Annotated in this window: 3 protein-coding genes; 1 reads left to right on the top strand and 2 read right to left on the bottom strand. The window is 60.0% G+C overall.

Annotated features, from left to right (window positions below):
* Positions 1–322: 322 nt before the first annotated feature.
* Positions 323–967 carry an addiction module toxin RelE gene (locus SKZ59_RS23465; RefSeq protein WP_319993087.1) on the top strand — a complete coding sequence of 215 codons (645 nt, stop codon included), beginning with the start codon at positions 323–325 and terminating at the stop codon, positions 965–967.
* A 265-nt stretch (positions 968–1,232) separates the two neighbouring features.
* Here SKZ59_RS23465 and SKZ59_RS23460 read toward each other — a convergent pair whose 3' ends face one another.
* Both SKZ59_RS23460 and SKZ59_RS23455 read right to left on the bottom strand, forming a co-directional pair.
* Positions 1,233–1,583, bottom strand: a complete 351-nt coding sequence (locus SKZ59_RS23460; RefSeq protein WP_319993086.1) for a hypothetical protein — start codon at positions 1,581–1,583, stop codon at positions 1,233–1,235.
* A gap of 3 nt (positions 1,584–1,586) precedes the next feature.
* Positions 1,587–23,840: a filamentous hemagglutinin N-terminal domain-containing protein gene (locus SKZ59_RS23455; RefSeq protein ID WP_319993085.1), complete on the bottom strand. Its 22,254-nt coding sequence runs from the start codon at positions 23,838–23,840 to the stop codon at positions 1,587–1,589.
* Positions 23,841–23,874 lie beyond the last annotated feature (34 nt).

Raw genomic sequence — 23,874 nt, 5'->3', positions numbered from 1 at the left:
CCAATCATTCAAAGATGCGCCAAGGCAGCAGCACCGCGCTGTCACACTGTCACGCGCGCAGTATCACGCACGCTATAGCGACAGAGACGAGGCCATGGCACGCGCTTATCTGTCAACCGCTTTTACCATGTCCCACATCGCCGCCGCTTTTCACGTGTCGAGCAAGACAGTCAGTCGGGCCGTATTGGCATTTAATAAAGCGCAACTTGCTGTCGATCAAGACGGCAAAGGTTGAGACCGTGTACAAAAGTCGGACCTGACCCCGCCCCCCCCTGACCCCGCCCCCTCCGTTGAAACGGTCGAGGCGAATCTGTCGCAAGGCATGCGCCAACTCAATGGCGTTTATACCCAGCATTTCAATCGACGCCACAAGCTTGTCGGGCACGTATTGCAAGGCCGCTACAAAGCCATCTTGGTACAGAAAGAAAATTATCTGCTGGAATTAGCCCGCTACATCGTCTTGAATCCAGTCCGGGCGCACATGGTGGCATCACCCGACAACTGGCACTGGAGCAGCCATCACTACGTTTTGGACGATGCAATGCCTCCATGCTGGTTGACTCGTGACTGGCTATTGAGCCAGTTTGGCGCTACGCGTGACGAGGCGGTCGCCAACTATTCTCGGTTTGTCGCTGCCGGCATGGGCGAAACTAGTCCGCTCATCCATACCTGCCACCAGATGCTTCTGGGCGATGACGCCTTCGTTTCGGCACATCAGCAATCGCAGCGTTCCGATGCATACAAGGATACGCCAAGGCAGCAGCGCCGCGCTGTCGCGCTATCACTAGCGCAATACAAAGCCCTCTATAGCAACAGAGACGAGGCAATGGCACGCGCCTATCTCTCAACCGCTTTTACCATGTCCCACATCGCCGCCGCTTTTCACGTGTCGAGCAAGACAGTCAGTCGGGCCGTATTGGCATTTAATAAAGCGCAACTTGCTGTCGATCAAGACGGCAAAGGTTGAGACCGTGTACAAAAGTCGGACCTGACCCCGCCCGCGTGCAACCTGCTGCAGATCGAGACGACTAAGGCTGAGATCGTGTACGAATGCCGGACCTGACCCCGGCCGCCCGCCGGCCGCCCGCGGCCGCCCGTATGACCCCGGTCGCCCGTAAAGCCTGCGCCGCGTCAAGCACTATTTCACTGATTGGACAATAAATACGCTGGCTCGTCTCTTAACTTGGGTGGATTGGCATCTGACCACAACCTCGAATTAAACTATTATGAATTTATTCCACATATCTAAAATCCTTAACAATCAGAGGCTCAATATCATTAACCCATATCTCCGCCGCTATTTTCCTAGCACCTCCCTCGTCCTTAAGCTTAGAAAAATAATCACGCATAACTTTTATCAATAAAATAAAGTCATCCCCATCAAGCATCTGAAATGAATAAGCCTCCTGATAAATAAACTCTTCACTCTTCACACTAGACAATATCCGATTATTGAAAATTAAAACCTCATTAAAAATATCACCAAAAACACTCCAAATAGAATCATTTATACTAGCCCAAGATAAATTCTCTACCGACACCGGCTTCTCCGGATCAACAAAGCCAACAATAATAACACCCATAAATCACCTCACTATAATAATTTTTTTACGCAAATCGATTGGTAAAGTTTTAGCATAATTCATAAATATTTTTTGATTTTCAGAATTCAAAATCCTAAAATCAATAGGAACAAAATCCGCCTTCGATAAATGATCCATGATTCCAATCTGCGCACTACCAGATTTAAAAGATTTTTCATAAAATTTATTCAATCCATCAATCTCCTTGACCGTCAACTTGTCAGTCGTATACATTGCATCAACGGTTTTTCCTGCATTAGGACCATCTAAAATAACAAAATCTGGAGACTTCCCTCCCCTTCCCCCTGCTGGAGCCGGATAGCGTTCCATTGCACCCAATACAGATTCTAACTGGGCAGCCATCGCTGCCTCGGTTGGCTTCAACCCACCATTCCCCAAAACATCGTTGGTATTAAGTTTTTTCTGGGCATCTAACGGCGTAACCCTAACCTCCGTTTCCAAAAATCCATCGGCATTTCGCAGTAAAGTTTGTTCATATTTCCCAGTCGTTTTCAACGCATCGTCAAGTGCGCCGCCTACCTTACCGACCTTCCCTACCGAGCCAACAAGGAGTCCGACAAAATCGCCAGCCTTCCCGCCTCCAAATTTTCCAATTGTATCAACATCTCCCCGTTCATAAGCCAATGCAAGTTCATTGTTTCGCGCCCGAATGGAATTCCCCACTTCTGAGAAAGTTTTTTCTGGATTAGTTACCGCCTCATAAATTACAGACGCTGAATCGACGACCCGTTTTTGAGCATCCAAATCAAAAGTTAAGGCATTGACGGTAGTAAGAAAAGTTTTATATGAACTTACAGCACCATTTAAAATATTGTCAGCAAATCCTGAATTTCTTGCTCTCAACAAATCCAAACGTCCAAACGTAGAATTAGCTTGGCTTTGAGTATTTCCTGCCTCAATCGAATATGTAAGTCCCGGCACGCCAAACGTTCCAAATACATCATCAGATTTCCTAATGATTTCTGCATATGCGTAACGAACTTCTTGCCTTTTCCCATTGCAATAAGAACTTGCATTTCCTCGACAGTCATCAAGAATACGATCTCGCTGTTCACTTACTGCTTGCAACTCATCTCGCTCAGTGCACGAAGAAGCTTTCCCTGCCATACACTCAGAATTCTTCTTTTCCAGTTTTAATATTTCTTCATGTTTCAGGTAATTGTTCGCCACCTCATTCGCAGCACTGGTTGCCCCCGTAGCACCGCCAGCTGCGGCCCCCACAGCGGCCCCCGCTGCCAACGTCAGCGCGCCACGCAGCGTTTGCGGTATGTCCAATTTTTTAAGTTGCTCTGCGATAATATCCGTCGAAAACGCCGCTGCACCTGCTCCCAAAGCGCCGTTGGTACCGCCAGCAAGCCCACCAACCGCCGTGTGCAACGCTACCCGCGCGAGCCCATCCTCTTTCCAGTTACTTTTTATCTCGTCACTTTGACGCTTTAACTCTTTGCTTCTCTCAGGATCAGATTCACTAAGTTTGCCCGATTCACGTTCTAATAGTGCAGCTTCATCCAGCTTGGCGGAAGCATAATCTCCCACCTCCTTCGCCGCCGCCGCCGCAAACGCCGCCGTTACATCCATCGTCGCCTGCAACTTGGCCTTGTCGAAGTTGTTGCCAATCTTTCCGCTGCTATCCACCCCGGTCGTCACATTGCGGTTCACACCGGCGATAGCTTCATCCGCGCCCTTGCCCGTCGCTGCTCGCTGAGCCGCATCATCGGTGATGGCCAGTGTGCCGCCGCTGATGCCGCTGCGGGTCGTGCTGGTGGACTTCTCGCTGAGGGCAACTATGGCGGGGAGGCCTGCGGTGGTACCGCCTCCACCACCAACATTGGTCAAATTCTTATTCTCGTCGGTCTCCTTGCCAGCCACCGAAAAGCCCCCAGACACCCCCACACTGCTCCCCTTCGATATCGCATGATTGGCAATATCGCTGTGCGTCAAAGTCGAGGTAATCAAGCTGCTGTCCAGCTTGCCCGCCTCCGTGGCGCTGATGACGGCGCCCTTCAAGTCCGTATTGCCGCCCACCTTGATCTGAAAGCCGCCATTGCCCGCCTTGATGCCGCCTTGCTCCTGCACGCTGGCGTAGTCATTGTGCATATTGCTCTGACTATAGCTGCCGCTGAAGCTGGCGCCAATGCCCACCGTTCCGCTGGCAGAAATGCTCTGGCTCTTGCTGTCGAACTTGGCCGTGTCCTGCAGGCTTTCCAGGTTCAAATTGCCCTTGATGTCGGCAATGACCTGGTTGGCACTGGCCACGGCACCCTTGATGTTGGTGTCGCCACCGCTTGTGATGACCAGCTTGTCGCCCGCATTCACATGCGTATTGAGCTGCGTCGTGCCATCACCGTCTTCATGCCCCTTGCTGCCGCTGACGCTGGCCGTGAAACCGAACGACGTACCCTGTGTGCTCACGATGGCCTTCACGCCTACCGAAGCGCTGATGCTCGAACTCTTGCTGTGCTGGCTTTCCGTGTCCTGCGCGGCCAGCAGATTGACGTTGTTATCGGCATGCAGGCGAATATCATTTTTCGCGTTCAGGTCGCTGCCCAGGATATTGATGTTGCTATCCTTGCCACCGCCCATGGCCGTGATATTGATATTATTGCCTGTCAATACGCTGCCGCTATGCGTGGTGCTGGCCGTCGTTTGCGTCTGGATGCTTTCCGAATGGCCCGCCGTCAGGCTGATGCTGATACTCGGCCCTTCCTTCATCATCTCCTTGGCAGCGTCGTTGGCGGCCATAGCCGCCGTGGCGGCCGCCATCGCCGTGACACGGCCATCCTTGGCCGTACTGGCTGCCTTGCTCATGGTTTGCAGGGTCTGAATGGCGCTGATCACGCTGCCGCCCAGAGCCAGGGTCAAGCCATCCTGCGTCGTCTTGACTTCGAACTTGCCCTTCTCATTGTCCTGCCCCGGCTTGATGGTGACGCTCTTGCCGATAATATCGAGATCAGTGGCGGCAAGAATATCGCTGCCGCCTATCGTCACGTTATTGCCGGCGACCATCGTCAGCGCACCATTTGTGGCGCCAATCGAACTGCGCGCCTCGCCGCTTTGCAGGGTAGCGTCCCGCTCCTGATCCACCGTCGTGGTCTTGGTGCCATAGCTGAAGCCGATGCCGCCGCTGCTCATGAAACCGCTTTTCTTGGTGCTGGAATGATGCAGTTCGTACACGCTATTGGTGGCCGCATCAATAGTGATGTTGTTACCCGCGAATAATTTCGTCGCATCGTCACTCAAGATGCTCGAACCCGTCACCTGCAGATCGCGTCCCGCCTGCACCGTCACGCTGCTGCCGCCAAGCGAGGTACCGATCGCCGTGGTGGTATCGACCACGTCGTGCTTGATGGTGGTGGTTTTGTTCCAGAAGCCCTTCTTCGTCGATTTGCTGGCGACATCCGTCACTTCGTTCTGGAAGCCATTGACCAGGCTGATGTCATTACCCGCCACCAGTCCTAGCACCCCACCCGCCTGCACATCCGCAGCGCGCGCCAGCAAATCATGGCCGGCCTGCAAATTGACATTGCCTGCGCCCATGATCTGACTGCCCACTTCGCTAGTCTTGCTCTGTTTGCTGTAATTGTCCTTATTGCGCACTTCGTCGTGGGTTGAGGCCACGGTGACGGTATTGAGGGTCAGATTATTGCCTGCAATTAGGCTGGTCTGGCCGTTGGCGCCGGCATTGGCGATGACGCCCGCAGTGATTGTCATGTCCCTTCCCGCCTGGGCAATCAAGGCATTACCTTCGCCAGTGCCGGTAACGTACAATCCCGCCACCTTAGCGACTACCGTGCTGCTGTCACTGATGGTTTTTCTGTCACGCAGACGTACACTGGAGTCACTGACCGTCGTTGTCACCAGATTGATATCGCGGCCTGCGCTGGCCAGCAGCTGTGTTTCAGCAACGACGCCACTCGCACGGATATTGATATCGTTTCCTGCAACCAATGCCAATTTGTCGCTTTGCACGTCGCTGACCATCTCCTTGGCAAAATCCGACCCCACGGCGTTCGTGGCTTTCGCGACGACCGAACCGACTCTCAAGTCCCGCCCTGCGGAAATGCTCGTCGCTCCACCAGGCGCGGTATTGCTGACGATTGCGCCCGTGATGCTGACATCGCGGCCTGCAGAAACAATCATATTGCCGCTACCCGTTGCGCCGCCACTGACATAGAGGCCCGCCACGCGGTCGATAACGTGTCCACCATCGAGCGTGCCAGTGGCAATGTTGATGTCCCGTCCGGCGCTGGCCTGCAACGTACTGTTCGCGGAAATAGTTCCGCTGATGTTGTTGAGGTCATTGCGGGCGGCGATGGCAACCGCATCTCCATCGATGCGGCCACCGAGGTTGTTCACGTTCTCCGCATTGAGCAACACCACGTCGCGCCCGGCAATGGTGCCGCTGTTGGTCAGATCGCCGCTGATGTTGATATCGACATTTTTACCAGCCAACAAGGCACCGGTGCCATCGATGTCACCGGCGCGCAGGCGCACATACACTTGCGGCACCAGCGCCTTCTGCGTGCTGCCATCGGCCAGCGTGACTTCGCGCTCGACCAGCCAGACGATGTCGCTGGTCAATGCAGCCATCTGCTCCGGCGTCAATGCCACGCCGGGGCGCAAGCCATACTGCTGGGCATAGCTGACGCCAGCGTCCATCAAGCCACGGAATTGCTCCTCGTCGTTGCTGTAGTCACCGGTAAAGCGGTGGCCCGTCAGGTCAGCGACCTGCTCGCGTACCAATTGCTGCTCGTAGAATCCATCGCCCAGTCGCTTTTGCGTGACGGCGGGATCCAGTTGCATTTTGCTGCTCATGTAGTCCGAACCCGTCCAGGTGCGGTACTCCGCAAAGCGAGGATCCGTTTCAACCAGATACTGGGCCGACGCTGAAGGGCTGATCTTGAACAGGCTGGCATTCGGCAGTTGCAAGGCTTTGGCTCCGGTCCTGACAACTTCCGCTTTGCCGTCCGGATTGGCCAGCGCCACTTGCCGGATCAGCGGCGAACGTGCCTGACCCGCGCCAGGTCCCGCTGCGACCTTGCCAGCAGCGCCAGCCGCCGTACCGATGGCCGCTTGCTTGCCTGCGCCTACAGCCGCCTGCATGGCGCCTGCCGCGCCACCGACACTGGACAGGGCATTACCCGCGACGGCGCCAGGCTGCGCCGCCAAACCGGCATTGCCAGTCCGGTCGCTGCCACTGAGCCCTTTAGCGCCAGCAACGCCGGCCGGGCCAGCTACCGCCCCCACAGCCAGACCCGCCGTATCGACACCGCCTAAGGCTGGCGCACCCGTGACTGCCACATTGCTGCCAGCTACCGCTCCCACACTGCCAGCCTGGCCGGCACTGCCTGTGCGGTCGCTGCCGCCAGGACCACTGGCACCCTGGACGCCCGCGGGTCCGCCCTGGGCATCCACCCGCAGACTTCCGGTGCCGGCGATGGCGCCGGCGCCGGAATTGAGCATTGCATTCTGCCCCGCAATGACACCAATACTGTCCACCTGGCCAGCAGCGCCAGTACGATCACTGCCGTGCAAGCCTGCGCCACCAGTGACGCTGCTTGGCCCGCTCTGCGAGCCGATTGCCAACTGATGCGGATCGCGAATACCGCTGGCAACCTCCTCACCTACCGCCGCGCCCACACCTGCCGCTGCCACGGCAGAAATGCTGCCGGCCTGGCCAGCCTGGCCCGCGCGTTCGCTGCCTTGCAAGGCGCCGCTACCACTGGCCACGCCTGCACTGGCCACATCGGTGCCGGTGCCGACGTTGGAGCGCAGGATAGAAGACATATGGATATCGGCGCTGCTGCCGTTGGCTGCGGACACCGTCTGGCCCGCCACTGCGCCGACCGCACCCGTGCCGCCGATATTGCCCAGCTGGCTATCGCCTGGCGCACTGGCCGAGCCCGCATTTGCCGCACCCTGACCTGTACTGGCGGCCACGCCGGCAACGGAGCCTGCCGTGTTGCCTACCGTGTTGAGCCAGACGCTGACATTGGCGGCACCAGCACCACTGCTTGCGCCGGCAGAGGAAACATTCGCGCGTACCCCCACACCGTTCGAGGGCGCTCCGCCCGACGACGGCGTGTCCGGTCCGTTGATCGTTTTCGTCGTATTGCCATAAGAGCGCGTATAGTGAAATACTTCCCAATTCACAGCATTCGCTGGTCTTGCCATGTCAAGATACTCGTACTCAGTTATCAAACCTGTTTCGGTAATCACCGTCTGATTACCTGTAGAGATATTTTCTTCAATCGTGCCCTTGACTTTCAGCACCTGGCCCGCCACAAAGCGGCTGTTTTCATTGCGGATCTTATAGGCGTCCACCGTCAGATTGCCACCCGCGCTGATGACAGCAGGATCCGTTTCTGTCACCGTACTGGTACTGGTAGTACGCGTGATGGTGTATTGCCGGAATTGATAATTGCGTGCTAAGGGATAGGGGCTCACCAGTCGTCGATTCCCGTTCATCTCCAGGATAGTCTTAATGCCCGGTGTATTGGCAGAATAACGTGCGCCATCTAGTGTTTCATACTCAGTGATATATTCCGTCTGCCCCGTGGGAGAAAACTCCACAGCAAAGTGATTGTTCAACAAGGTAATTTCACCTGCCCTCAGCGCCAAATTGCCCATGGCCTGGATAGTGGCGCTGGCATTGGTCAGGCTGGCTACGGCCCCTGCAGCGTAGCGGTTGCTATCAAGACTGCCGCCGATCGCCATGTCCCCTGAACTGAAGATCAGCGCATGTTCCCTGTTGTTGATGGTGGTGGCACCGATATCGAGGCTGCCGCGTGACGCTATAGTCGCCGCCACGCCTCCCTCGACATCGTTGTTCAGCGTGCCCGCCCCGATACTGAGCGCAGTGCCGTAGATGCGCCCGCTGCCGAAATTGTTGAGCGTGCCCGCATCAATTTGCGTATTCACGCCATCGATCACACCGCGGTTAGTCAGGGTCGCTCCGATATTTACCTTGGTGGTGCCGGCATTGATGTCGCCGCTGCTGGTGTTGTCGAGACTGTAGGCATTGAGCGCCAGTGTCTGGCCTGCCTGCACCTTGCCCGCGTTGACAAGGCTGCCCCCCACGCTGAGACTGGCGTTACGGTTGGCGATCATCTGCGCGCCGGCCTCGATAATGTAATTGCCGCTCAGATCCAGGTTCAGATCGCCCCTGGACATCACGTTGCCACTACCGCTCAAGCCCGCCGCCTTTACCGCCGTCAATTCGCCGCCGATGATGGTGCCGCCGCCATTGTTGATGGCCAAGCTGCGGCTGCCTCCCTCGTCCTTGACGCTGACGGTATTGTTGGCGCTGATCAACCCGAATGTATTGTTCAAGCTGCCGTTGCTGCTGATGTTCAGATTATTGTCCGCACGCAAACCGCCCTGGCTGTTATTGATCGTGCCGGCCGACAGGCTGACGTCACGGCCTTCGATTCCGTTCCCGGCCCCCTGCGTTGCCTGGTTGACGATGGCGCCAGCCCCCAACGTAACGGCGGCGCCACTACGGATCAGTCCGGACGTGTTGTCAATCGTACCAGCACCCGCCTGTAAGCCCAGGTTGCCGACCACTTGCACCTGGCCGCCCTGATTCGCCAGTCCGGCAATGGCCAGCTCCAGGCCGCCGCTGGAGACAATTTTTCCGCCCAGGTTATTGATGTAGCCGCTGCTGCCACTTACCTGCCCAGCAGCGCCCAGAAAGCCAGCCGCGTTATTCCAGGCGCCAGTCGCCAGCGCCAGCGTGCCGCCGCTGCTGATGCCGCCATTGCTGCCGGCATGGCTAGCCGCATACGCCGCGGCATCGCTGTTGTCGAGCGTCTGGCCATGGGTGTTGACGACGATCGCATTGCCTGCTTGCAGCAAACCGCCACGATTGCTCAGTTCCCCCGTTTGCAGATTCAGCACTTGCGTGGCGGCGATGGTTCCCTGGACATTATTCAATGCTTGTCCCGCCGTATCGATGCTGACGTTGCGGCCCACGATGCTGCCCGCGGCGGCATAGCCGGAAGCCTGCGTATTGCCAAGGCTTGTGCTCTGCAAAACAATGTCCGCACCGGCCTGAATTTGCCCGCTGTCGTTGCGCAGCTGGCCCGTGGTCGCGCGCAGATTGCCCGTGACGCTGGCCAGTTTACCGCCCGTATTGTCGATACTGGCAGCCTGGATGCCGAGATTGCCATTGGCGGCCACCAGGCCGTCCTTATTGTCGAGCGCCTGGTTCAGCGTCAGCGCAAGGCTTCCGCCCATCGTCAGGCTGCCGCCGCGGTTCGACATACTGCCGGCCTGAAGCGTCGCGTCGCCTCCCGCTGCGATCTTGCCGCCGTTGTCATTATTTAATGAAGTACCGGCGCTCAGGTCCAAGGTGGCGCTGCCCGCCGCCTGCACCGTGCCGCCCTGATTGTTGATGACCTGCGCGCTGACGGTGGTATTGCCATTGCTGGCGATCAGGCCACCTTGATTGTCAAGAACTTGCGCGATGCGGATATTGCTGGCGCCCTGCCCCAGCTGTACCAACTCGCCCTGGCGGTTATCGAGGCTACCGCTATCGATAGTCAACTGCCCCGCCTGCGTACTGGCCTTGCGAAGATCGATGCTGGTAGCGGTGATCTTCAGACTGCCATTGGCGGTGATCTGGCCGCCCTGACCGTTCAAGGCGCCGGCATTGATGGCCAGCTGGCCCAGGCCAGCGTGCTCGATCCGCCCACCGGCATTGCTGAGCGTGGCGGCCCCCAGGGTGAGATTGGCGCTATTGACGGCAATCCGGCCATCGGTATTGTCGAGTACGCCATTTGGCGCGCGCATGACGATGCTCGTATCGCCGCTGCCGCTCTGCACGATGCTACCCTTGTTATTGTTGAGGTTCGCCGTCTGCACCACCAGTTGGCCAGCCACGATATCGCCACGGCTGTTATCCCACGTCTGGCCATTGCCGGCTTGCGCGTTCACATTCAGCGTACCGGCCGTGCCGACGTTCGCGTCGGCCGTGCTGACATTGCCCTGCGTCGCCGTCAGCGCGATGTTCGCCGCGCTGTTCACGCTGCCGGCAAGATCGACACCGCTACCCGTCATGCTCATATTGCCTGCGGCCAAGTTCTGCCCTGCCGCGCGTAATTGCTGCGTCGTCGTGACCAGCAGATTCCCGGTGCCTGCCAGCTTGCCATCCGCCGGCATGCCTGCCGCGAGCAGGCCTCCCGCCCCGCTGTCGAGGCTGGCGGCCGTAATGGTGGTATTGGCAAGCGCGGCAATCGTGCCGCTGTTGCGCACCACTCCGCTGACATTCAGCATCTGCGACGCGCCGTACATGCTGCCGGTATTGCTGACGTTGTCCGCATGCGTGACCAATTGTCCGCCGGCAAGGACGCTACCGCCGTCATTGTCCAGGTCTTTCACTTGCAGCCGGGCATCGCCGGTAACTGCCTGCAAGGTACCTCGGGTATTGCTAACATCGCCTGCGGTCAAGACCAACCCGGTAGCGCCAGCCAATGTGCCTCCGCTGTTGTCGAGTCCCGCACTGGCGGTTACATCCAGCACGCCGCCAGAAAGCACGCGCCCGCTCTGATTGCGCAAGTCTGCCGTTTGCAACACCAGGCCGCCATTGCTTTCAATCCGGCCGCCGGCGTTGTCAAGACTGGCGCTAGCCGTAAGCGATGTGTTGCCTTTGCCCAGCTGCAACAGTTCGCCCTGGCGATTATCCAGCGTGGAGGTGATAAAACTCAGTTGCTGCGCCACAGTACTGGCGTTGCGATGGTCGACATAGGTGGCGCGCACGTCGAGCGCGCCGTTACCCGTAATCTGGCCGCGTTGCCCATACAGGTTAGCCACGCTGATGCCCAGGGTGCCGCTACCCGCGTGCTCGATCTTGCCATCCACGTTGGTCAAGGTTCCTGCCGTCAACTGGAGATTGCGGCTGTTGACCGCGATACGCCCGGCCGTATTGTCCATCTGGCCCGCTCCAGCCAGGTTGATGGCGCTATCGCCACTTCCTGTCTGGATGATGCTGCCGCCGGTATTATTGAGGTTAGCCACCTTGACATCAAGCTGCCCGGCGCTTAACTGGCCACCTTGATTGAGCAGCGCCTGGCTATTCTGCGCGCTGGCCGTAATACTCAGCAAACCAGCCGTAGCGAGCACCGCCTTGGCGGTCGTGATGTTGCCGCTGCCAGCATTCAAGGTAATATTGCTGCCACTGGTCTGGCTACCTGCCAGGTCCAGCGATGCCCCACTGAGCGCAACTGTGCCGGCCGCGAGATTCTTGCCGCCTGCCTGCAGGACGCCATTGCTGCGAACAGTCAAGTCGCCCGCCTGTCCAAGCGCGCCGCTCGTCGTCAAGCCAGCCGCCAGCAAGCCGTTGCCGGACAAGCTGCCCGCCGTCACGCTGGTATTGCCCAGCGCGGCGATGGATCCGGTATTGGTCAGGCTGCCGCCTACGTCCAGAGACTGCTTGACGCCGGCATACAGCAGACCGCTGTTCAGCATGTCGCCAGTGACTGCCGTAGTCAGGTCGGTAGCGGCACTGAGTTCGCCAGCGGCGTTGATCAGACTCGCAGCCTTCACATCCAGGGCACCATCCACGGCTTGCACCACTCCGTGCGTATTATCCAGGGCCAAGGCATGCACCTGCACATTTTCCTTGCCAACAATCGTGCCTTCCTTGTTGTTCAACGCGCCCTGCGACGATACCGTGACATCGCCTTGCGCGGTAATATTACCCTTGGCATTGTCCAGACTACCCGTGTTAACTTGCAGCACACCGTTTGCTGCGATCGAACCGCTGCGATTGTCCAGCTCCTGCGCCACCTGCGCCGTGAGCGCCGTTGTCGACTGCAATTTGCCGCCCTGATTGCTCATCGCATCGGCCGCGATACGCAATTGCTGGGCCGAGGTGGTCGCCATGCTGTGGTTGAACGTGCCGGCAACGATGTCAACCAGGCCATTGCCCGTAATCGTGCCACCGGCACCGTTGAAGGCTGGCGTCGTGATCGCCAATTTCCCCGTGCCCGCGTGCTCGATCTTGCCAGCGGCATTCGTGAGTGCGTTCGCTGCAAAGGTCAGATTGCTGCTATTGACGGCAATGCGGCCGCCAGTATTGTCCAGATTCCCCGTTTGAATGACGGTATCGCCCACACCGGTCTGTAACACAGTGCCTTTTGCGTTGTCCAGATTGCCTACGTGCAGGTCGAGCTGGCCCGCCTGCAAGCTACCTTCCGTGTTGTGCAAAGTGGCGTTGGTCGTGATGTTCAATGTACCCGTTGTCGCGACGATCGCCTTGCTGGTCATGACATCACCCTGCGTTGCCGTCAGGCCGATGTTGCTGGCGCTGGTCTGGCTGCCGCTGATATCGAGCGTGGCGCCGGTCAAATCAGCATTGCCTGCCGCCAGAATCTGGCCGTGTGCATTCAGCGCTTGTGCGGTATTAATCGTCAGGTCGCCAGCCGTGCCCAGCTTGCCATCGGCTTGGATACCGGCGCCGATCAAGCTGCTAGCGCTGCTGTCGAGCGTCTTTGCCGTAAGGTTGTTGTTGCCCTGTGCCGCGATCACGCCTGTATTGGTGATGGCACCACTGGCCTTCAGGGTCTGGTTGCCCGCCGCATACAGGCTGCCCGTGTTATTCAAGGTATCGAGCGTGGTGTTCAGGTTGGCGCCAGCAAACACGCTGCCGGCCGCATTGTTCAAATTCGCTACATTCAAGATGGCGTTGCCCGCCACAGCTTGCAACTGGCCCTTGGTATTGTCGAGGTCGCCGCCGGTCAATGCCAGATTGCGGCCTGCCGCTACCGTGCCTTCCGTGTTGTCCAGGCTGCCCACGTTCAATACCGCATCCTGCGCCGCCACGACGCGGCCCGTGTTGTTCAGCAAGGAGTTAGCTTTTATCAGCGCATCGCCATTGCCTTCGATCTTGCCGCCCGTGTTGTCGAGCTGGCCCGTGGTGCTCACCGTCATGAGGCCCGTGCCCGTCTGTGCCAGGCTACCGGCACGGTTGTCCAGGCTGCCGGCGTTGATGGTCAGCTGATTTGCCACCGTCGTCGCATTGCGGTGATCGAGAGTCGCAGCGGTAATGTCGAGCTTGCCATTGCCCGTGATCTTGCCGAACTGGTTGTTGAACTGGCCCGCATTGATGGCCAACACGCCGGCACCAGCATGTTCCAGCTTGCCATTGATGTTCGTTAACACCGTGGCGTTCAGGGCCAGGTTAGCGCTGTTGGCGGCGATGCGGCCGGCCGTGTTGTCGAGCTTGCCTGTGGTAATGACGGTATCGCCGGCACCCGTCTGCACGATGTCGCCGCTGGCGTTGTTCAGGCTGGCCACGTTCAGTTGCAACTGACCTGCCACCAGTTGACCTTGGTTGTTCACCAGTGACTGGGCGTTGGCCGCATTGGCCGTGATGGCCAGCACGTTGCTGGCCGAGATGACGGCTTTGTTCGTCAGCACATCGCCGCTGCGCGCGGTAATGGCGATGTTGCTTGCCCCCGTCTGGCTGCCCGACAGGTCCACATTGGCACCCGTCAGCGTGGCTGTGCCCGCTGCCAGATTCTGGCCACTGGCCTGCAACACACCATCGGCATTGATGATCAGATCGCCCACCGTCCCAAGGCTGCCATCCGCTTTCACGCCGGCGCCCAGCAGACCGCTGCTGATCACTTTGCCAGCGGTAATCGTCGTGTTATTGACGGAAGCGATAGAACCTGTGTTGTTGAGCAAGCCGCCCACCGTCAGTTGCTGGTTGCGGCCCGCATACAGCAGGCCTGCGTTGTTCAGATCGCCGCTCACTTTCGCCGTCAGGTCCGTGCCGGCGCTGACCGTGCCCTGCTGGTTCAGCAAGCTGGCCGTATCCAGACGCAAGGTGTCCGCCTGCAATATGCCGCGCGTGTTGTCGACATGCACGCCACCGACATGCAAGTCGGCAGTCGCGGCAATCACGCCGTCCGTATTATTCAGCACGCCTTTGCTGACAATATCCGCCGAGGCAGCGGACGTGATGCGGCCCTTGCTGTTATCCAGCACGCCTGCTTGCAGATTCAAGATGCCTGTGCCCGCATGCTCGATCTTGCCATCCTGGTTCGTGACCGTGACGGCATCGATGTTCAGGTCCTTGCTGTTGACGGCGATGCGTCCGGCGGTGTTGTCCAGATTGCCGGTAACGATAGTCGTGTCGCCCGTACCCGTTTGCAACACGACGCCTTTGGCGTTGTCGAGGTTTGCCACGTGCAGGTCGAGTTGACCTGCCTGCAAGGTGCCTTCCGTGTTGTGCAAGGTGGCTTTGGTCGCCACACTCAACGTACCCGAGGTCGTCACGACCGCCTTGTTCGTACTGACGTCACCTTGGGTGGCCGTCAGGCCGACGTTGGCACCGCTGGCCTGGCTGCCGGTGATATCGAGCGTGGCGCCGGTCAGATTGGCACTACCTGCGGCGAGAATCTGGCCATGCGCGGCGAGGTTCTGCGCAGTGCTGATCGTCAAGTCACCCGACGTGCCCAGCTTGCCATCGGCCTGGATACCGGCGCCGATCAAGCTGCTCGCGCTGCTGTCGATAGACTTTGCCGTAAGGTTGTTGTTACCCTGTGCCGCAATGACGCCCGTGTTCGTGATGGCACCTGTTGCGGTCAAGGATTGATTCCCTGCCGCATACAGGCTGCCCGTGTTATTCACGGTGTCGAGCGTGGTGTTCAGGTTGGCGCCAGAAAACACGCTGCCTGCCGCATTGTTCAGGCTCGCTACGTTCAAGGTGGCGTTGCCCGCCACGGCCTGCAGCTGGCCCTTGGTATTGTCGATATCGCCACCGGAAAGGTTCAGGTGACGGCCCGCCGCTACCGTACCTTCCGTGTTGTCCAAGGTACCGACGTTCAACTCGGCATCCTGCGCCGCCACGATGCGTCCCGTGTTGTTCAGCAAGGAGTTAGCTTTTATCAGCGCATCGCCGTTGCCTTCGATCTTGCCGCCCGTGTTGTCGAGCTGGCCCGTAGTGCTCACCGTCATGAGGCCCGTACCCGTCTGGGCCAGGCTGCCGCTGCGGTTGTCCAGGCTGCCTGCGTTGATAGTTAGCTGATTCGCCACCGTCGTTGCATTGCGATGATCCAGAGTGGCAGCCATCATATCCAGCTTGCCATTGCCCGTGATCTTGCCGAACTGGTTGTTGAATTGACCCGCGTTGATGGCCAGCACATCGGCACCAGCATGTTCCAGCTTGCCATTGATGTTCGTTAACACCGTGGCGTTCAGGGCAAGATTATTGCTGTTGACGGCGATGCGGCCGGCCGTGTTGTCCAACTCACCTGTAGTGATGACGGTATCGCCCGTGCCCGTCTGCACGATCTCGCCGCTGGCGTTGTTCAGGTTGGCGGCGTTCAGCTGCAGCTGTCCTGCCACCAGCTGGCCCTGGCTGTTCACCAACGACTGGGCGTTAGTCGCATTGGCCGTAATGGCCAGCACATTGCTGGCGGAAATCACGGCCTTGTTCGTCACGACATCATCAGTATTTGCCGTGATGGCGATGTTTGCCGCGCCCGTCTGGCTGCCAGACAGGTCCATACTGGCACCCGTCAACGTGGCCGTACTTGCTGCCAGATTCTGGCCACTGGCCTGCAGCACACCATCGGCGTTGATGGTGAGATCGCCCGCCGTCCCCAGGCTGCCGTCCGCTTTCACGCCGGCGCCCAGCAAGCCGCTGCTGGTCACTTTGCCAGCGGTAATATGGGTGTTGCCAACGGAGGCAATGGAACCTGTGTTGTTCAGCAAGCCGCCCACCGTCAGTTGCTGGTTGCGCCCCGCGTACAGCAGGCCAGCGTTGTTCAGATCGCCGCTCACTTTCGCCGTCAGGTCCGTGCCGGCGCTGACCGTGCCCTGCTGGTTCAGCAATTTAGCGGCATCCAGACGTAAATTGTCCGCCTGCAACACGCCGCGCGTGTTGTCGATATTCACACCACCGACATGCAAGTCGGCAGTCGCGGCAATCACGCCGTCCGTATTATTCAGCACGCCTTTGCTGGCAATATCCGCCGAGGCAGCGGACGTGATGCGGCCCTTGCTGTTATCCAGCACGCCTGCTTGCAGATTCAAGATGCCTGTGCCCGCATGCTCGATCTTGCCATCCTGGTTCGTGACCGTGACGGCATCGATGTTCAGGTCCTTGCTGTTGACGGCGATGCGTCCGGCGGTGTTGTCCAGATTGCCGGTAACGATAGTCGTGTCGCCCGTACCCGTTTGCAACACGACGCCTTTGGCGTTGTCGAGGTTTGCCACGTGCAGGTCGAGTTGACCTGCCTGCAAGGTGCCTTCCGTGTTGTGCAAGGTGGCGTTGCTAGTGATGTTCAATGTGCCGGGCGTCGTGACTGCCGCCTTGCTAGCGTTGACATCGCCCTGTGTCGCCGTCAGCCCGATGTTGGCGGCGCCAGTCTGGCTGCCGCTGATATCGAGCGTGGCGCCGCTCAGGTTGGCATTGCCTGCCGCCAGAATCTGGCCATGCGCGGCGAGGTTTTGCGCAGTGCTGATCGTCAATTCACCCGACGTGCCCAGCTTGCCATCGGCCTGGATGCCGGCGCCGATCAAGCTGCTCGCGCTGCTGTCGATGGACTTCGCCGTGATGTTGTTGTTGCCTTGTGCCGCGATCACGCCCGTGTTCACGATGGCGCCGCTGGCGTTCAGGGTCTGATTGCCAGCCGCATACAGACTGCCGGTATTGCTCAAGGTATCGAGCGTGGTGTTCAGATTCGCACCGGCAAACACGCTGCCTGCCGCATTGTTCAGGTGCGCCACATTCAAGGTGGCGTTGCCCGCCACAGCTTGCAGCTGGCCCTTGGTATTGTCGATATCGCCACCGGAAAGGTTCAGGTGACGGCCCGCCGCCACCGTACCTTCCGTGTTGTCCAGGTTGCCCACGTTCAATACGGCATCCTGCGCCGCCACGATGCGGCCCGTGTTGTTCAGCAAGGTGGTGGCCTTTATCAGCGCATCGCCGTTACCTTCGATCTTGCCGCCCGTGTTGTCGAGCTGGCCAGTGATGCTCACCGTCATCAGTCCGGTACCCGTCTGGGCCAGGCTGCCGCTGCGGTTGTCCAGGCTGGCTGCGTTGATGGTCAGCTGATTTGCCACCGTCGTCGCATTGCGATGATCCAGCGTCGCAGCAGTGATGTCGAGCTTGCCATTGCCCGTGATCTTGCCGAACTGGTTGTTGAACTGGCCCGCGTTGATAGCCAGGATGCCGGCACCAGCATGTTCCAGCTTGCCATTGATGTTCGTTAACACCGTGGCGTTCAGGGCCAGGTTGGCGCTGTTGGCGGCGATGCGGCCCGCCGTGTTGTCCAACTTACCTGTGGTGATGACGGTGTCCCCGGCACCTGTCTGCACGATCTCGCCGCTGGCGTTGTTCAGGTTGGCTACGTTCAGCTGCAGCTGGCCGGCCACCAGTTGCCCCTGGGTATTCACCAACGACTGGGCGTTAGTCGCATTGGCGGTGATGGCCAGCACATTGCTCGCCGAGATGACGGCTTTATTCGTCAGCACATCGCCGCTGCGTGCGGTAATGGCGATGTTGCTTGCCCCCGTCTGGCTGCCTGACAGGTCCACACTGGCACCCGTCAACGTGGCTGTGCCCGCCGCCAGGTTCTGGCCACTGGCCTGCAACACACCATCGGCATTGATGGTCAGATCGCCCACCGTGCCCAGGTTGCCGTCCGCTTTCACGCCAGCGCCCAGCAAGCCGCTGCTGGTCACTTTGCCAGCGGTAATCGTCGTGTTATTGACGGAAGCGATGGAACCTGTGTTGTTGAGCAAGCCGCCCACCGTCAGCTGCTGGTTGCGGCCCGCATACAGCAGGCCAGCATTGTTCAACGTATCACTGATGCGCGCCGTCAGGTCCGTGCCGGCGCTGAGCGTGCCCTGCTGGTTCAGCAAAGTTGCCGCATCAATGCGCAACATGTCCGCCTGCAACACGCCGCGCGTGTTGTCCAGCGCAGTACTACCCACCTGCAGGCCAGTAGTCGCGGCGATCACGCCATCGGTATTATTCAGCCCATCTTTGCTGACGACAGAAGCAGCTGCCGCCGAGGTGATACGGCCCTTGCTGTTGTCCACCACGCCAGCCTGCACCGACAAAATGCCCGTACCCGCATGTTCGATCTTGCCATCGCGGTTCGTCAGCATGGCCGCATCGATGTTCAAGTCTTTGCTGTTGACGGCGATGCGCCCAGCCGTATTGTCCAGATTGCCGGTGACAATGTTCGTGTCACCCGTGCCCGTCTGCAAGATGGTACCTTTTGCGTTGTCCAGATTGGCCACATGCAAGTCGAGCTGGCCTGCCTGCAAGGTACCGTCCGTGTTGTGCAACGCGGCGCTGCTCGTCACATTCAATGTGCCTGGCGTCGTCACCACCGCCTTGTTCGTGCCGACGTCACCCTGGGTTGCCGTCAGGCCAATGTTGGCCGCGCTGGTCTGGCTGCCGCCGATATCGATGCTTGCACCTGTCAGATTGGCGCTGCCCGCCGCCAGATTTTGGCCATGCGCGGCCAACGTTTGTGTTGTGCTGATCGTCAGGTCGCCAATTGTGCCCAGCTTGCCATCAGCTTGCATGCCGGCGCCGATCAGGCTGCTCGCGCTGCTGTCGAACATCTTTGCCGTGATGCTGTTGTTGCCCTGTGCGGCGATCACGCCCGTGTTGACGATGGCGCCACTGGCGGTCAAGGTCTGGTTGCCGGCAGCATACAGGCTGCCCGTGTTGGTCAGGCTGGCCAGTGTCGCGTTCAGGTTAGCACCGGCAAACACGTTGCCTGCGGTGTTGTTCAAGTTCGCCACATTTAGGGTGGCATTACCGGCCACGGCCTGCAATTGGCCCTTGGTATTATCGATATCGCCACCGGAAAGGTTCAGGTGACGTCCCGCCGCTACCGTGCCTTCCGTGTTGTCCAGGCTACCCACGTTCAATACTGCATCCTGCGCCGCCACGATGCGGCCCGTGCTGTTCAGCAAAGTGTCTGCATTCACCAGCGCATCACCGTTGCCTTCGATCTTGCCGCCCATGTTGTCCAGCTGGCCTGTGGCGCTCACCGTCATGAGGCCCGTACCCGTCTGTGCCAGGCTACCGGCACGGTTATCCAGGCTGCCGGCGTTGATGGTCAGCTGATTTGCCACCGTCGTCGCATTGCGGTGATCGAGAGTGGTTGCCGTGATGTCGAGCTTGCCATTGCCCGTGATCTTGCCGAACTGGTTGTTGAACTGGCCCGCGTTGATGGCCAGCAAGCCGGCGCCGGCGTGTTCCAGCTTGCCATTGATGTTCGTTAGCACCGTGGCGTTCAGGGCAAGATTATTGCTGTTGACGGCGATGCGGCCGGCCGTGTTGTCCAGTTTGCCGGTGGTGATGACGGTATCGCCGGCACCCGTCTGCACGATGTCGCCACTGGCGTTGTTCAGGTTGGCGACATTCAGCTGCAGCTGTCCTGCCACCAGTTGCCCCTGGGTATTCACCAGCGACTGGGCGTTGTTTGCATTGGCCGTGATGGCCAGCACGTTGCTGGCCGAGACGACGGCTTTGTTCGTCAGCACATCGCCGCTGCGCGCGGTGATGGCGATGTTGCTTGCCCCCGTCTGGCTGCCCGACAAATCAATGGAATCACCCGCCAGCACCGCACTGCCCGCTGCCAGGTTCTGGCCGCTCGCTTGCAAGACCCCATCGGCGTTGATAGTCAGATCGCCCGCCGTACCCAGACTGCCATCGGCTTTCACGCCGGCGCCCAGCAGGCCGCTGCTGGTCACTTTGCCAGCGGTAATATGGGTGTTGCCAACGGAGGCGATGGAACCGCTGTTGTTCAACACTCCGCCCACTGTCAGCTGCTGGTCACGGCCCGCATACAGCAGGCCAGCATTATTCAAGTCTGTGCTGATGCGCGCCGTCAGGTCCGTGCCGGCGCTGAGCGTGCCCTGCTGGTTCAGCAAGCTGGCCGCATGCAGACTCAAGGTGTCTGCCTGCAATACGCCACGCGTGTTGTCGAGTCCAATACCTGTCAACTGCAGCGCCTGCGTGGCAGCAATCACGCCGTCCGTATTGTTCAGCGCCCCCTTGCTGGCGATATCCGCCGAAGCAGCCGAGGTGATACGCCCCTTGCTGTTGTCCAGTACGCCTGCTTGCACTTGCAGGCCGCCATTGCCGGCGATGGTGCCGCGCGTATTGTCCAGGGTCTGCGCCACGTCCACACGCATCTGTCCCGGTCCCGTCTGCTGCAGGGTACCGTCGCTATTGTCCAGCTGGCCGGCCTGCACTGTTACTTTCTGCCCGGAGGTGATGGCATGGCGGTGATCGATCGTGTCCGCCTGGATATCAACTAAACCATTGCCCGTCACCTTGCCGCGTTCGTCATCGAAGCGCGCCGCCTCAATACTCAGGCGGCCCGTGCCCGCATGTTCGATGTTGCCGTCGCGGTTAAGCACCTTGTCGGCATGCAGCGCCAGCTTGGCGCTGTTGACGGCGATGCGTCCGCCCGTGTTGTCCAGGGTGCTGCCTTGCAAGGTGGTGTCGCCATTGCCCGTCTGAATCAGGGTGCCGCTGCGGTTGTCGAGCGATCCCGTTTGGATATCCAACTGGCCCGCGCTCAAGGTGCCGCGCACGTTCGACAGGATCTGGCCGCTATCGGCCGCCGTCACGGACAGCAGACCGGTGGTCGTCACCAGTGCGGTATCGGTGACGACATTGCCTACGCTGGAATTCAACTCAATGGCCGCGCCCCCCGTCTGGCTGCCGCTCAGGTCGATGGCGGCAGCATGCATGCTGGTCTTGCCGGCGGCCAAGTTCTGGCCATGGGCCGCGATCGCTTGCGTGGCCGTCAGCTGCAACTGGCCGCCGCCGGCCAAGTTGCCGTCGGCGCGGACCCCGGCGCCCAGCAAGCTGCCGGCCACGCTGTCAATGCGGCTGGCGTCGATGCTGTTGTCGCCCTGCGCAGCGATCACGCCGCTGTTGCTGACGGCGCCACTCACCTGCAGCGTCTGGCTGCCGGCCGCATACAGGTTGCCGCTGTTCAGTACCTCGCCAGCCTTGGTGACAAGATTGTCACCAGCAAACACGCTGCCGGCCGTATTGTTCAGTTTTGCGACCGTCAAGGCCGCATCGCCCGCCAGCGCCTGTATCTGGCCGCGCGTATTGTCGACGTCGCCACTGTCGAGGCGCAGCTTTCCGCCCGCCGCCAGGGTCGCCTCCGTATTGTCCAGCGCGCCTGTCGACAGTGCCAGGTCGCCGCTGGCCACGATGCGGCCCTTCTGGTTTTGCACGCCGGCCGCCTGTACCGTCATGGTGCCGTTGCTCTCCAGCGCACCACCGCGATTGTCCAGCCCGCCGCGCACCTGCACGCCGGTCGCGCCCTGGCCGCTCTGCGCCAGGCTGCCGCCCCGGTTGTCCAAGCTACCGGCATTGATACTGAGCTGCCCCGCCACCGTGCGCGCGTCGCGGTGGTCGACCTGTTCTCCCGTCAGCGCCATCGCGCCGTTGCTGATGATGCTGCCGCGCTGCAAGTTGATTTGTCCCGCGCCGATCTCCAGCGCACCCGTGCCCGCATGCTGGATCTGTCCGTCCTGGTTGCTCAGGCTGGCGGCCTGCAGGCGCAAGGCCTGGCTATTCGTGGCGATGACGCCGCGCGTGTTGTCCAGGCTGCCGGGCAATTGAATACTCAAGTCGCTCGAACCGAGTTGCGTGATCTGGCCGCCCACGTTCGACAAGTCGTGCGCATTCAGCCCCAACTGCTGGCCCGTCAGCTGCGCTGCATCGCTGCGCACGGTGCGTGCCGCGTCCAGCTGCAGGCGTTCGCGCGCGCTGACCTGCGCGCGGCTGGCGTCGAGGTCGCCGGCGCTGGCGCCCAGGCTGACGTTCGCGCCAGAAACCTGCGCGCCAGCAAGGTCCAGCTGGCGGGCAGCCAAGCTGCTGTCGCCGCCAGCCACCACCGTACCGTGGGCGGCAATGGTGTCGCCAGCAGAAACACTCAGCTTGCCGCTGATGGTCAGTGTATTGTCCAGATTCAAGCCGGCCGCCAGCACGGAGCCAGCACCCGCATCGATGCGCGATCCGGCGCCCGTGGCTTGCACGCCGACATTGTTCTGCGCGCCGATCACGCCGCTGTTCGCAATATTGCCCTGCGCCTGCACCTGGCTGTCGCCGCCCGCATACACGGTACCGCTGTTGGCCACGTCGCCCGTGACGGCGATGCTGGTCTGGCTGCCGCTGCCGGCGGACTGGATGTTGCCGCTGTTGCTCAGCCAGCCGTTCGATTGCAGCACCAGGTTGCCCGCCGTCGCCGCCAGCACGCCCGCGTTGCGTACGCCCAGGCCTGCTTCCGTGCCGATCAAGGTAATCTTGCCCGCATACATGCCGCCCAGCTGCGCCACGTCCAGCGCGTAGGCTGGTGCAGGACCTACGCCAGACGCTGCGCCCGCCACGCCATGCGCCGCATCGATCTGATTCGTTCCTGTCACCACTTTCAGTTCCTGCGCCCAGATACCGCCATTGATTTGCGCGGCGCGCGCCAGGATGGCCGTATAGTCGCTCAGCGACGTATCGAGGCCGCGACCATTGATCGTGACCACGCCGCGCTGCACCATGTAGCCGTCCAGGCTGCCATCGTTGAGCATCGGCGTACCCGTCGTCAGCACGACCCGGCTGGCATTGATAAAACCGCCGCCATCGATGGCCACGCCAGCCGGATTGGCGATGACGACTTCGGCGCGCTGGCCCGCCACTTCCACATAGCCGCGCAACTGGCTCGGATTTGCCGAGTTGACCTCGTTGAGGATGACGCGCGCGCTGCCGCCCGCCAGCCACGGGTTGCCCTGCACCCAGCCGCCCGTCTGCGTCTGCACATTGCCGCGGCTGTTGTTGAGGATGGCGCCATTTGCCGTCACGTCGAACTGGCTGTAGGTATTGCGCGAGACGCCCGCCGCGCTCGGCGTCTGGATATTGACCTGGGTCACGCCATTGGCGCTTTGCACCACGGTCGGACGCTGGCGGCCCGGCGCGTTCGGGTCGGCCACGATCTGCCCCATGGCTGGGCCGGCTACAAAGGCCACCATGCCCAGTGCGCCAAATATCGCCAAGGCCAGCGGCCGCAGGCGTCCGTTCACACTTAAACTTAGCCCGCCACCGCCATCACCCTCAAATACGCCGCTATCCAGGCCGCCTTCGCCCTTGGCCGCCTTGCCTTGCGACGAGGCATTTTCGGCGACGACCATCAGTTGGCCACGGCGTTTATTGAAGATGATGCGGTACAGGTTCTTGTTCATGAAATGTCCTAATGACAATTAAATGATGCGATAA

The organism is Janthinobacterium sp. GMG2, assembly GCF_033949445.1.
Lineage (GTDB): Bacteria > Pseudomonadota > Gammaproteobacteria > Burkholderiales > Burkholderiaceae_D > Janthinobacterium > Janthinobacterium aestuarii.
Note: the sequence above shows the minus strand (reverse complement) of the source record. Positions and strands in the feature narration are given on the sequence as shown.

Coding starts and splice junctions, on each gene's coding strand:
- SKZ59_RS23465 (WP_319993087.1), top strand. CDS start 323: ATGCGCCAACTCAATGGCGTTTATACCCAGCATTTCAATCGACGCCAC.
- SKZ59_RS23460 (WP_319993086.1), bottom strand. CDS start 1,583: ATGGGTGTTATTATTGTTGGCTTTGTTGATCCGGAGAAGCCGGTGTCG.
- SKZ59_RS23455 (WP_319993085.1), bottom strand. CDS start 23,840: ATGAACAAGAACCTGTACCGCATCATCTTCAATAAACGCCGTGGCCAA.